This window comes from Nonomuraea longispora, assembly GCF_004348345.1.
GTDB classification, from domain to species: Bacteria; Actinomycetota; Actinomycetes; order Streptosporangiales; family Streptosporangiaceae; genus Nonomuraea; species Nonomuraea longispora.
In genome coordinates this window covers 1-12,857 of sequence record NZ_SMJZ01000096.1, presented here as the reverse complement: position 1 = coordinate 12,857, position 12,857 = coordinate 1, and the positions used below count along the sequence as shown (strand labels likewise).

Below are 12,857 nucleotides of genomic sequence, written 5' to 3'. Positions count from 1 at the left end.
TCCAGCAGAGGGCTCCGACCCACGCATTATCCGTGGTGTGCCCCTGCCTGGGCTTTTTGTCGTGCAGGGGCAGCCATGAACTGAGCTTTGGGAGCATCAGATGGCCGTCCTGGAGATCGCACTCGAAGAGATGACCGCCGAGCAGCTGCTCACCGAGATGAACCGGCCCGAGACGCCGGAGCTGCGGAAGGTACGGATCCGTGAGCGGGTCGTGGCCATGTACGACGCTCTGGTCGGCGAGGTCACCCGCCGCTACCGCTACCGCGGCGAGCCGATGGAGGACCTGCGCCAGGCCGCGTACGTGGGCCTGATGAAGGCCATCAACGGATTCGACCCCACCCTGGGGCACGACTTCCGCGGCTACGCGATGATCACGATGGTCGGCGAGGTCAAGCGGCACTTCCGCGACCGCACCTGGGCCATCCGGGTGCCGCGCGTCTACCAGGAGCGCCGCCTGGAGCTGAACAAGGTGACCAGCGAGCTCACCCAGACCTTCGGCCGCGCGCCCACGGTCGCCGAACTGGCCGGCAAGATGGGCCTCTCCGAGGAGGACGTGCTGCTCGCCCTGGACGCCTCCGCCGCGTACAGCACCCTGTCGCTGGACGCGCCCGTCGGCGGCGAGGACGACGCGGCCGACCTCGGGGACTTCCTGCCCGCGCAGGACGACTCGCTCGACAACATGCTCGGCAAGCACGCGATCAAGCCGCTCATCGACGCGCTGCCCGAGCGGGAGCGCACGATCCTGCTCATGCGCTTCTACGGCAACATGACCCAGTCGGAGATCGCCACGGAGTTCGGCATCTCGCAGATGCACGTCTCCCGCATCCTGCGCGCCGTGCTGACCAAGCTCCGCACCGCCCTGCAGGACTGACCCGACCCGACCTGACCTGACCTGACCCGACCAGACCGCCCTGACGCCGCCCGGATCCCGGCCTTACGTGCCGGATCCGGGCGGCGTCACATTGCGGCGACGGCCCGGCTCTCGCCGGGCGAGTCCAGGTGGAAGGCCGCCGCGCGACCGGCCGCCGACACCTCGTACGCGCCGAGGAACCCGGTGAAGCGCACCCGCCCCTCCGCGTCGGTGCGCAGGGTGGTGGGCGGGAACCACCAGTCGCCCTTGATGAGCGCCCGCGCCGCCTCGTACGACGGCTTGGGACTGCCGTCGGCGCGGACGAACCCGCCGGGCGCGCCGAGCCAGCCGCCGTCGGCCATCCCCCAGTACGTCATCGCCTCAACCGACGGGTGCGACAGCAGCGTCCGGTAGTGACGGACGATCTCGCCGGCCTGGCGCTCCTCGCCCTCGGGGGTGCTCGGCCAGGACGCCACCTGGTAGTCGTTCAGGTCGGTGATGTGCCCCGGCATGAGCTCGCCGGACAGGATGGTGGTCTCGGTGAAGTGCAGGGGCAGGCCGTACCGCGAGAAACGGTCGAGTACGGCGAGCGTCCTCTCCTCACCCCAGTAGCCCTGGTGCATGTGGCTCTGCAGGCCCAGCGCGTCGATGCGCACGCCCGCTTCGAGCAGGCCCTCGACGAGGCACTCGTACGCCGCCGACATGTCGAAGTCGTTGAGCAGCAGCGTGGCATGCGGGTCGGCCTCGCGGGCGGCGTCGAAGACCATCCTGACCATCGGGATGCGCCCGATCTCGCGGCACAGGCGGGTGATCCCGTTGTCGTACTTGTCGAAGATCGGCATGATGACGACCTCGTTGATGACATCCCACATGTCGATAAATTCGGAAAAATCGCTTACCTCGCGCCGGATCCGGTCCACCTGCGCGCGGGCGATCTCCTCGTTCGGCAGGTCCATCAGCCAGTCGGCCGTCACCGTGTGCCACACCAGCGGATGACCCTTGACCGGGTGTCCCCGCTCGCGGAACCACGCCGCCGCCTTCCGCAGCCGCGCGGTCCCGGCCTGCCCGCGTACCTGCTCGAACTGCCCCCAGTAGAACGGCAGCGTCACGAAGTTGAACAAGCCGAGCCAGTGCCCGGCCAGCCGCTCGGCCCTGGCGGCGGCCTCGCCCGTCAGCTCGCCGTTGGCGAAGGGCACGAGGTCGAACCCCGTGCAGCCGAACAGAAAGCGGTGGTCGCGCTGGGAGACCAGCACATCCCGATCCGGCAGCGGAACGCCGTCCAGGGTGACAGCGATCGTGGCATTCGCAGTACGGTTCTTCCTGATCGAGGCGTCCAGATTCGTCAGGGCCACGGCAACCCCTCACCATGCCGAAAGTTTCGGGAAAGTTATCGCCGCACAACGACCGACATAGACAGTGAACTCGGGCGTCGCGCGCCGACCGGACCTGCAACATAGCAGTTGGAGACGCTCTTGACAGCCTTCTGCGAACCCCCTTATGTTGCCGCAATATTAAGCGGTTTTCCTTGAAAGTTTCGGCTTCACATACCGCTATCCGCGTGGGATGTTGCCGTTATAAGCCCCGAAGGGATGGCATGACGGGCCACGGACCGATCGACACGCGCCCCACGCCGGACGGCAGCACGCGGTGGCGGGACCCGGGGCTGTCCCCCGGCGAGCGAGCCGAGGCCCTCATCCCGCTCATGACGCTGGAGGAGAAGGTCGCCCAGCTGGTGGGGGTGTGGGTCGGCGCCGACGCCTCGGGGGAGGGCGTCGCCCCGCACCAGACCGAGATGGCCGGCGGCGTCGAGTGGAGCACCGTCATCCGGCACGGGCTCGGCCAGCTGACCAGGCCGTACGGCACCGCGCCCGTCGACCCCGCCGCCGGCGCCCGGTCGCTGGCCGCCTCCCAGGCCGAGATCGTCGCGACCAGCCGCTTCGGCATCCCCGCCCAGGTGCACGAGGAGTGCCTGACCGGGTTCGCCGCCTGGCGGGCGACCGTCTACCCGGCGCCGCTGAGCTGGGGCGCGGCGTTCGACCCAGGGCTGGTCGAGGAGATGGCCGGGCGGATCGGCCGTTCCCTGCGCGCCGCCGGCGTGCACCAGGGCCTGGCCCCGGTGCTCGACGTGACCCGCGACTACCGCTGGGGCCGCACCGAGGAGACGATCAGCGAGGACCCCTACCTCGTCGGCACCATCGGCGCGGCCTACGTGCGCGGGGTGGAGGGCGCCGGCGTCGTCGCCACGCTCAAGCACTTCGCCGGCTACTCCGCCTCGCGCGGCGGCCGCAACCTCGCCCCCGTGCCGATGGGCCGCAGGGAACTGGCCGACGTCGTCCTGCCGCCGTTCGAGATGGCGCTGCGCCTGGGCGGCGCCCGCTCGGTGATGAACTCCTACGCCGAGATCGACGGCGTGCCCGTGGCCGCCGACGACGGCCTGCTGAGCGGGCTGCTGCGCGACGAGTGGGGCTTCACCGGCACGGTGGTCGCCGACTACTTCGCGATCCGGTTCCTGCAGAAACTGCACGCCGTGGCCGCCGACGGCGCCGAGGCGGCCGGGCTCGCCCTGCGCGCCGGCATCGACGTCGAACTGCCCACCGTCGACACCTTCGGCGAACCGCTGATCGAGGCGGTGAAGGCGGGAACGGTCGACGAGAAGCTCGTCGACCGCGCGCTTCGCAGGGTGCTGACACAGAAGGCCGAGCTCGGCATGCTCGACGAAGGCTGGCAGTGCATTCCCGAAGGCCTGTCCAAGAGCCTGCCCGGGACCCCACCCGGCGGCTCGCCCGGCTGCTCTTCCGGCGGGTCCTCCGGCGGCGCCGATCGGCTGCGCCTCGACGACGCCGAGAGCCAGGACATCGCCCTGCGGCTGGCCCGCGAATCGGTGGTGCTCCTGCGCAACACCGCGGACATCCTGCCGCTGGCCCCCGGCCGGCGGGTCACCCTCGTGGGGCCGGTCGCCGACGACCCGATGGCGATGCTCGGCTGCTACGCCTTCCCCGCGCACGTCGGCGCCCACCCCGAGCACGGGCTCGGCCTGGAGATCGCCTCACTGCGCGAGGCGCTCGGCGCGCTGGTCCCCGGGCTCACTTACGTGCCCGGCTGCGACATCACCGGCGACGACACCTCCGGCATCGAGGCGGCGGCCGCCGCGGCCGCCGCCGGTGACGTGTGCGTGCTGGCCGTCGGCGACCGGGCCGGGCTGTTCGGCCGTGGCACCTCCGGCGAGGGCTGCGACGCCACCGACCTGCGTCTGCCGGGCGTGCAGTCCGAGCTGGTCAGGGCCGTGCTGGCCACCGGCACCCCCGTGGTGCTCGTGCTGCTGGCCGGGCGGCCGTATGCGCTGGGTGAGGAGGTCGACGCCGCCGCCGCCATCGTGTACGCCTTCTTCCCCGGCCAGCGCGGCGGCCAGGCCCTGGCCGAGGTGCTCACCGGCGCGGTGAACCCGTCGGGACGGCTGCCCGTCAGCGTGCCGCGCGACGCGGGCGGACTGCCGGCCACATATCTGTCGCCGTGGCTGGGCCGGCGCTCCCAGGTGTCGTCCGTCGACCCGACCCCCGCCTTCCCGTTCGGCCACGGGCTGGGCTACACCACGTTCGACTGGAGCGACGTGACAGGGCCAGGAGAGCCGGGCGAGCGCGCGGACTGGCCGGTCGACGGCGAGGTGAGCGTCGCCGTCACCGTCCGCAACGCCGGGACCCGGCCCGGCACCGAGGTCGTCCAGCTCTACCTGCACGACCCGGTCGCTCAGACCACGCGGCCGGTGGTCCGCCTGGTCGGCTACGCCCGCGTCCCGCTGGAGCCGGGCGAGGCCGCCCGCGTGACGTTCGACGTGCCGGCCGACCTCACCTCGTTCACCGGCGTGCGCGGCCGGCGCATCGTCGAGCCGGGAGAGGTCGAGCTGCGCTTCGCGCGGTCGAGCGCCGACGCGGCCGGGGCCGTGCCGCTGCGCGTGGCCGGCGACGTACGCGAAGTGGGCCACGAGCGACGGATGCGGCCACGGGCGCGGATCGAGCGCATCGCACCGGAGGACAGAGGATGAGCACCACCCCCACGACCATGAACCCCCCACCGGACACCCTCGAAACCGGGCCGTCCACGCGCCGCCGCAGACGGCGTCCCGCCGGCGCCTCCACCTGGAGTGCGGCGTTCCGCCGCAACTGGCAGCTCTATTCGCTGGCCATCCTGCCGCTGCTGTTCTTCGCCGTCTTCCGGTACGCTCCCATGATCGGCAACGTGATCGCGTTCCGGAAGTTCGAGCCCGGCGGCAGCGTGCTGGGCGAGGAATGGGTCGGCCTGCGCTACGTGAAGTTGTTCCTGAACGACCCCACGTTCTGGAACGTCTTCACCAACACCGCGATCCTCGGAGGGCTGACCCTGCTGTTCTGCTTCCCGCTGCCGATCGTGCTGGCGCTGCTGCTCAACGAGATCCGCAACCGCGGCCTGAAGAGGTTCCTGCAGTCGGTCTCCTACCTGCCGCACTTCCTGTCGATCGTGGTCGTGGCCGGCATCGTCATGCAGACGCTCTCCATCGACGGTCCGGTCAACCAGATCGTCCGGGCCTTCGGCGACGACCCCGTGGCGTTCATGCAGAAACCCGAGTGGTTCCGCACGATCTACATCTCGTCGGAGATCTGGCAGACCGTCGGCTGGGGCACGATCCTCTACCTCGCCGCCCTCACGACCATCGACGAGCAGCTCTACGAGGCGGCCAGGATCGACGGCGCCGGACGGTGGCGGCAGATCTGGCACGTCACGCTCCCCGGCATCCGGCCGACGGCGGTCACTTTGCTGATCCTCAACATCGGCACGTTCATGGCCGTCGGCTTCGAGAAGGTGCTGCTGCTGTACAACCCCCTGACGTATCCGACCGCCGACGTGATCTCCACCTACCTCTACCGGATGGGCGTGGAGTCCAGCAACTTCAGCTACGCCGCCGCGATCGGCCTGTTCGAGGCCATCATCGGGCTGACCCTGATCCTGTCGGCGAACCTGATCTCCCGCCGAGCAGTAGGGACGAGCCTGTGGTGACACTCGCCAAGAGCCGGGGCTACCGCGCCTTCCAGGTCGTCAACGCCGTCGTCCTGACCGGCGTGGTCATCCTGACGCTCTATCCGTTCGTCAACATCATCGCCCGTTCCTTCAGCGAGGAACGCTACATCTTGTCGGGCGACGTCAACCTCATCCCGCGCGGGTTCAACCTGACGACGTACCAGATCGTGGTCGCGGACCCGATGTTCTGGACGAACTACCGCAACACCGTGGTCTACACCGTCGTCGCCACCGCGATCGCGATGGTGCTGACCACCTGCTACGCGTACGTGCTGTCCAAGAGGCACCTCAAGGGCAGGACGTTCCTCATCTGGGTCGCCGTCTTCACGATGTTCTTCAACGGCGGACTCATCCCCAACTACGTGCTGGTCAACAGCCTCGGGCTGACGAACTCCCTCTGGGCCATCGTCCTGCCCAACGCGATCAGCGTCTTCAACCTGCTGGTGATGAAGGCGTTCTTCGAGAACCTGCCGAGCGACCTGGAAGAGGCCGCCGCCATCGACGGGCTCAACACCTACGGCATCCTGGGGCGGATCGTGCTGCCGCTGTCGAAGGCGGTGATCGCCACGATGGTGCTGTTCTACGCGGTCTCGTTCTGGAACTCGTGGTTCTCGGCGTTCCTCTACCTCAACAGGACGGAGTTGTTCCCGGTCACCGTCTATCTGCGCAACATCATCGCGGGCGCCACCGGCGCCGAGAACGCCGGCGCGGGAGCGGCGGATCTCACGCAGGTCGCGGCCAACATCCAGTCGGTGACGATCATGCTCACCGTGCTGCCCATCCTCGCGGTCTACCCCTTCGTCCAGCGGTACTTCGTCTCCGGAGTCATGCTCGGCGCGGTCAAGGGTTAGCCTCCTCACGCCTCTACAACCCCCCGGACACGGCAAAGGAACCCCAATGCGCGAACTTTCACGGCGTCAGGCGATCATCGGCTTGGGTGCGTTCACCCTCGTCCTCGCCGGTTGCGGCGAGGACGAAGCCCCGAAGCAGGCCGCCCAGACCGCGAACAAGGCGGGCGCGATGGCCAACTACGGTGTCAACCAGCAGTTCAAGGCCACCGAACCACTGTCGTTCGACGTGCTCTACAACAACCACCCGTTCTACCCGCTGAAGGACGACTGGCTGTTCTGGGAAGAGCTGACCAAGCGCACGAACGTGACGCTCAAGCCGGTCGCGGTGCCACTGAGCGACTACGAGAAGAAGCGCAGCTTAATGATCGGCGCAGGGGACGCCCCGCTCATCATCCCGAAGACGTACCACCCGCAGGAGGAGGCCTTCGTGGCCTCCGGCGCGGTCCTGCCGGTCAGCGAGTACTTCGACCTGATGCCGAACCTCAAGGACAAGGTCGCCAGGTGGAAGATGGAGCCGGAGCTCGACACGCTCCGGCAGGCCGACGGCCGCATCTACCTGCTGCCCGGCATGCACGAGAACGTCTGGGTCGACTACACCCTCGCGATGCGCATGGACATCCTGGAGGAGCTCGACCTGGAGGTCCCGAAGACCTGGGACGAGCTCTACACCGTGCTCAAGGCCATGAAGACCAAATATCCTGACCTCTACCCCATGACCGACCGGTTCGGCATCCCCACCCCCGGCGGCAACCTGCTCAAGCTCGTCGCCCAGGCCTACGGCACCAAGGGCGGCTGGGAGTACCAGCACGCCTTCTGGGACGCCACCGCCGGCAAGTTCGTCTACACCGGAGCCATGCCGCAGTACAAGCAGATGATCGAATATCTGCACAAGCTGGTGAAGGAGAAGCTGCTCGACCCCGAAGCCTTCACCCAGCAGGACGAGCAGGCCGACCAGAAGCTCATCTCCGGCAAGTCGTTCGTCATCAGCTGCAACGCGCAGACCCTCGTCAACGAGTTCCGCGGCGCGCTCACCAAGGCCAACCCCGACGCCAAGATCGCCAAGATCCCCGTCCCCATGGGCCCCGTCGGCGACTACAAGATCGGCACCCGGCTCGAGAACGGCGTCATGATCTCCAAGAAGGCGCTGGAGCACAAGAACTTCGTCGCCATCATGCAGTTCGTCGACTGGCTCTGGTACTCCGACCAGGGCCTGGAGTTCTGCAAGTGGGGCGTCGAAGGCACGACGTTCACCAAGGACGCCTCCGGCGGCTACAAGCCGGCCGACGACGTCGACTTCGTCGGGCTCAACCCCGACGCGTCCAAGCACCTGCAGAAGGACTTCGGCTTCCAGAACGGCGTGTTCTCCTACGGCGGCACCACCAAGCTGCTGGAGTCCACCTTCTCCGAGGAGGAGCTGGAGTTCCAGAAGGTGATGAACGCCAGGAAGGCCTGGCCGGTCGACCCGCCCCACCCGTTCAACGAGGAGGAGCGCGAGCAGGCCACGCTGTGGGAGACACCGCTCAAGGACTTCGTCACCCAGCAGACGCTCAAGTTCATCCTCGGCGAGCGCGACCTCAGCGAGTGGGACGCCTACGTCAAGGAACTGGAGGGCAATAACATGGCCTCCTACATCAACCTGGTCAACACCGCCTACGACCGGTTCAAGAAGGAACACGGCTGAGTGGAGGGCCCTCGATGAGCGACGCGACCGGGGGGCGGTTCGGCACCGGGCCGCTCTCGCGCGTCGCCGCGCTGGTCTACACCCTGCTGGTCGTCGAGCTGCTGTTCCTGCTCACGGCCGCGCCGGGGCTGGCGGCGCTCGTCCTGCTCGACCGCGACGCCGGCAACCTCCCACTGGCCGCGCTGTGCGCGCTGCCCGCGGGCCCGGCGCTGTCGGCCGCCCTCTACGCGCTGCGTCACCGGCGCTCCGACCTGACGGACCTGCGTCCCGCGGCGGCGTTCTGGCGGGGCTACCGGGGCAACGTCGCGGGGGTCCTGAAGATCTGGGCGCCGTGGCTGGCGGGGCTGACCATCGTCGGGACGAACCTGGCGAACTTCTCGGCCGCCGGCGTGCCCGGCTGGTGGGCGGTGCTGCTCGTCGCCGTCGCCGTGGCGGCGGCGCTCTGGGCCGCCGCCGCGCTGGTCATCACCTCGCTGTTCGAGTTCCGGGCGGCCGACGTCGCCCGGCTGGCGTCCTACTCGCTCGTACGTTTCCCCGGCGTCACCGTGAGCAACCTCTGCCTCCTCGTGGTGGCGGCGGGCCTCACGACGGTCGCCACCGAGGCGGCGCCGACCCTCCTGGCCGCGGTGTTCGTGGCGGCGCTGCTGCGCAACAGCCGCCCGATGATCGACGAGATCAGGGAGAGGTTCACCGCCTGACCCGCCACCGGCGCGTCACGGGATGCGCCGGCCCCGGGCGTCGGGCACTCCCGACCTGCGGAAGAAATACGCATTGACCTGGTCGCGCCACTCCTCCGCACAGCGCAGCTGCTCGTCGAGCAGCTCCTTCACCCGGGCGTGCAGCGCCGGGTCCCCGGGATCGGCCCGCTCCCAGAGCCGCCGGCTCTCGGCCACCTCCTCGACCCCCGCGAAGTGGGTGTCATAGATGTGCTGGATGACCGTGGCGCCGTCGCGCAGCACGTGCCCGTACGGGACGTGGTGGAAGAACAGCAGCAGCTCGTCGGGGCAGGTGCCGAGCGACTCGTAGACCTCGGACCACGGCCGCGGGTACTGACCGGTGAACCCGGTGCCGGAGGCGCGGGTGCGGTCGACGCCGGCGCCGTCGCGGTCCGCGAAATGGTACGTGCCCCACGGCGTGTACTCGTAGCCGTCCACGTCGGGGCCGTAGTGGTGACCGGGACGGACCATGAACCCGACGCCCAGCGGCGCGGTGTACCGCTCGTACGTGCGCCACGAACCGTCCATCAGCGCGTGCAGCGTGCGCCGCAGCGGACCCGGGTCGCCGCCCGCCGCCGGCGCGAACGTCAGGTCGATCCATTCGTCGAGGAGAGCGGCGGGCTCCAGCCGCGGGTCCCAGGCCAGGCGGCCGAAGGCGTACAGGTTGGCCTGGGCGAGCGGATGGCCCGTCCAGTAGAAGTCGTCGCCGACGTTCGAGACCGCGACCAGGCCGCCGCCGTCGCCCGACGCGCCGGTGGCGACGTCGGCCACGGTGCGCCCGTCCGCGCCCCACGGCCCGAACCCGAGCACCTCCTTCCACATCGGCGCCAGATAGCACACATGCCGCTGCTGGCCGGTGTACTCCTGCGTCACCTGCAGCTCCACCGCCAGCCGGGTGGACGGCATGGCCGCGATCACCGGCGACACCGGCTCGCGCGTCTGGAAGTCCATCGGGCCGTGCTTCACCTGGAGGATCGCGTTGTCCCTGAACCGCCCGTCGAGCGGCGCGAAATGGTCGTAGGCCGCGCGGGCGCGATCGGTCGAGCGGTCACGCCAGTCCTGCCGGTGGTTGTAGACGAAGGCCCGCCAGTGCACCACCCCGCCGAACGGGGCCAGGGCGTCGGCGAGCGTGTTCGCGCCGTCGGCGTGGCTGCGCCCGTACGCGAACGGGCCCGGCTGCCCTTCCGAGTCGGCCTTGACGACGTAGCCGCCGAAGTCGGGGATGGCCGCGTACACCTGCTCGGTCGTGCGCGCCCACCACTCGCGCACCCGCTCGTCGAGCGGGTCGGCGGTGGGCAACCCGCCGAGCCTGATCGGCGAGGCGAAGCTGACCGACAGATGCACCCGGATCCCGTACGGGCGCACCTCGTCCGCGATGGCCGCCACGTCGCCGAGCCGGTCGGTCAGCAGGCGGGACTCGGTGGCGTGCACGTTGACGTTGTTCACCGTGACGGCGTTCACCCCGGTCGCGGCCAGCAGCCGCGCATAGGCCCGCACCCTGGCCAGGTCGCCGCGGGGGCCGCCGTCCCGCCAGAAGATCGACCCGCCGGAATAGCCGCGCTCGACCTGGCCCATCACCGGATGCACGTCGATGTTGTCCCAGTGGTCGAGCATCCGCCGGCGGGCAGCGGGCCGGTGCCGCTCGGCGGGGCGCTCGCCGGTGAACGCCTCCTCGCCCAGCCTGACCACGTGGAACAACCCGTAGAGCAGGCCGGCGGAGTCGTCGGCCAGCACCACCGTGACGCCGTCGCGGCGGGCGAGCAGGTAACCCTCCTCGCCGACGGCGGACCCGCCCTGCCCGGCCAGCAGCTCCCGCGCGGCGGGCGTCTGGCCGGCCGCCGCCGACAGGGCGAGCACGAGGTCGGGGGATCCCGTCCCATCCTGCTCCAGGGCGCCGCCGTGCCGGGCGCACGCCTGCTCGGCCTCCGCGCGCACGGTGCCGGTGAGGGGCCCGTCGCCGAGCACGAGGACGCGGCGCGCGCCGATCGCGCGGAACACGCCGGGGGGAAGCCATGCGGGATGGACGCCGGTCAGGTCGGGAATGCTCACGTGTTCCTCGGGTCGGCTCGACGATGGTTGATCCATCATGAACCTACTGAAAACAGATCACGTAGGAATCCGCCCGATCAGGACCCCGCCGGTCGGCCGGGTCGTGCTCGACGCCGACGGTGGCCAAGGCGCCGTGCATGACGTTCTGGCCCTGTACCGCACGCCGCGACCGCCTCCGGTCAGAGAATCTGGCCGGAGGCGAAGGCATGGCTGCGGCGCACCAGCTCCCACACCGTCTCCAGTTCTCCGCCGTCGCGCGGGCCGTACACCATGATCAGGGTCGGCGGGCAGCGGCCCTCGGCCACCAGCGGGTGGAACTCGCCCCAGCCCCGCGCCAGGGCCTCGGCCGCGTCACGCTCGGGCAGCAGCAGGTGCAGGCTCCCGTCGAACGGCCCGTGCAGGTGGGCGAACTCGGTGCTGTCACGCACGAACGCCGTGGCCGGCCCGAGCGCGTGCTCGGGGTCGAGATGCAGCGCGCGTGTCTCCGGCAGGGAGACGACGCTGGCGCCGGTGCGTACGTGGCCGAGCCCGGCCATCCGCCGCCACAGCTCCTCCTGCAACTCCACCGGCGCGATCTGGTCGAGCTGCTGGTGCGGGATCTCGGGGTAGGTGGCGGGACGTTCGCCGCACCGCTCCCGCAGTGCGTACGGAAGGGATATCTCTGTCTCTTGAGTACTCACACTAAGTAATCATACATATGCGTAATGTAGCGACATGTGGTGCGGTTTCCCCGGCAGGTCACGCCGTGATGCCCGACCCCGTCCGGTAGTGCTGCACCACCGGGCCGGTCTCCCGCACCAGGGTCTCGGTGTCGGCCTCCACCGCGGGCGGAAACCGCGGGACGTAACGGGTGAGCGCCAGCCCCAGGAGTTGTGTGCCGACCAGCCCCGCCCGGTGCTCCGCGTCGTCGGCTCCCGTCAGCCGGGCCACCTGTGAGGCGATCTGACCGGCGAACACCTCCCGCATGCGCTGGCGGCCATGGGGTTCGTGCTGGCGGAACGGAGCAGCAGGATCAGCGCGTCGTCGGACAGATCGCCCTCCCATCGCGCCAGGAAATGGCGTACGAGCAGCTCGCCCATCCGGTCGAGCGGCGGCGTTGAAAAGCCCGGCCTTGCTCCCGTAGTAGCGCATGACCATCGACGGGGCCACCCACGGGGGTCCCGCGCCGGACCCACCGAACCCGCCGGATGAAACTTTCACCGCGGGAAGCCGCAGGTCGGCGAGCGTACTCGCGAAGGCCTGTTGACGGTGGCCCACGAGCGTGCGATCAAAGCTCGAACAGCGACGACCGGCCTGCGATTAAGGCGGACCTCCCAACGAACTCAGCCGCCCCGGCGGCATCACCCCCGCCGGGAAAGCGCTTACCGCAAAGGAGAAACGACCTTGAACCCAACCCCTCGCTCCAGGCGATGGCGCCGGCTCCCCGCGACCCTCGCCGCCATGCTGACGGCCATGCTCACGGCCATGCTCACGGCCATCGTGGGCGCCATCGCCGTGACACCGCTCCCCGCGCAGGGGGCCACCGTCGACACCGGCGCCTGGTACGTCCTGGTCAACCGGCACAGCGGCAAGGCCCTCGACCTGTACGACTTCGCGACCGCCGACGGCGCGCCGATCGTCCAGTGGGCCCGCAACGACGGCGACCAGCAGCAGTGGCAGTT

Annotated in this window: 11 protein-coding genes; 7 read left to right on the top strand and 4 right to left on the bottom strand. The window is 69.7% G+C overall.

Annotated elements, in window-relative coordinates; translation table 11 throughout:
* The first annotated feature begins 100 nt into the window (after nucleotides 1–100).
* Nucleotides 101–871, top strand: coding sequence for a SigB/SigF/SigG family RNA polymerase sigma factor (locus E1267_RS23890; RefSeq protein WP_132335113.1), 771 nt, complete (start codon nucleotides 101–103; stop codon nucleotides 869–871).
* A gap of 86 nt (nucleotides 872–957) precedes the next feature.
* On the opposite strand, the gene E1267_RS23885 is transcribed toward E1267_RS23890, so the two are convergent.
* A complete protein-coding gene (locus E1267_RS23885; RefSeq protein WP_220449645.1) occupies nucleotides 958–2,202 on the bottom strand; it encodes an endo-1,4-beta-xylanase in 1,245 nt (414 codons plus the stop codon).
* Nucleotides 2,203–2,444: 242 nt separating this feature from the next.
* On the opposite strand from E1267_RS23885, the gene E1267_RS23880 reads away from it, so the two are divergent.
* From E1267_RS23880 to E1267_RS23860, 5 genes are read left to right on the top strand one after another with little or no spacing between them, the layout of a single operon-like run.
* The gene (locus E1267_RS23880) at nucleotides 2,445–4,889 is read left to right on the top strand and encodes a beta-xylosidase/alpha-l-arabinosidase (protein WP_132335111.1); all 2,445 of its coding nucleotides are present in this window, start codon (nucleotides 2,445–2,447) and stop codon (nucleotides 4,887–4,889) included.
* On the top strand, nucleotides 4,886–5,878 hold the full coding sequence (locus E1267_RS23875; protein WP_132335109.1) for an ABC transporter permease: 993 nt from the start codon (nucleotides 4,886–4,888) through the stop codon (nucleotides 5,876–5,878). Before E1267_RS23880 ends, E1267_RS23875 begins: the two co-directional genes overlap by 4 nt.
* Nucleotides 5,872–6,750: a carbohydrate ABC transporter permease gene (locus E1267_RS23870; protein ID WP_132335107.1), complete on the top strand. Its 879-nt coding sequence runs from the start codon at nucleotides 5,872–5,874 to the stop codon at nucleotides 6,748–6,750. The genes E1267_RS23875 and E1267_RS23870 overlap by 7 nt, the downstream gene beginning before the upstream one ends.
* A 46-nt stretch (nucleotides 6,751–6,796) precedes the next feature.
* A complete protein-coding gene (locus E1267_RS23865; RefSeq protein ID WP_132335105.1) occupies nucleotides 6,797–8,431 on the top strand; it encodes an ABC transporter substrate-binding protein in 1,635 nt (544 codons plus the stop codon).
* Between the two features lie 14 nt (nucleotides 8,432–8,445).
* Entirely contained in the window at nucleotides 8,446–9,129 is a 684-nt protein-coding gene (locus E1267_RS23860; protein WP_132335103.1) for a DUF624 domain-containing protein, read from the top strand.
* A gap of 15 nt (nucleotides 9,130–9,144) precedes the next feature.
* Here the strand turns inward: E1267_RS23860 and E1267_RS23855 are convergent, their stop codons facing one another.
* The 3 genes from E1267_RS23855 to E1267_RS45735 form a co-directional block, all read right to left on the bottom strand.
* Nucleotides 9,145–11,196: an alpha-glucuronidase gene (locus E1267_RS23855; protein ID WP_246064202.1), complete on the bottom strand. Its 2,052-nt coding sequence runs from the start codon at nucleotides 11,194–11,196 to the stop codon at nucleotides 9,145–9,147.
* Between the two features lie 179 nt (nucleotides 11,197–11,375).
* Nucleotides 11,376–11,876, bottom strand: a complete 501-nt coding sequence (locus E1267_RS23850) for a luciferase domain-containing protein (RefSeq protein ID WP_220449644.1) — start codon at nucleotides 11,874–11,876, stop codon at nucleotides 11,376–11,378.
* 58 nt (nucleotides 11,877–11,934) lie between these two features.
* Nucleotides 11,935–12,240 (bottom strand): TetR/AcrR family transcriptional regulator, encoded by a 306-nt coding sequence (locus E1267_RS45735; RefSeq protein ID WP_281283694.1) that lies wholly within the window; start codon nucleotides 12,238–12,240, stop codon nucleotides 11,935–11,937.
* A gap of 339 nt (nucleotides 12,241–12,579) precedes the next feature.
* Between E1267_RS45735 and E1267_RS23840 the strand changes: the two genes are divergently transcribed.
* The coding region (locus E1267_RS23840; protein ID WP_342774872.1) for an RICIN domain-containing protein at nucleotides 12,580–12,857 on the top strand (278 nt) is incomplete at its 3' end.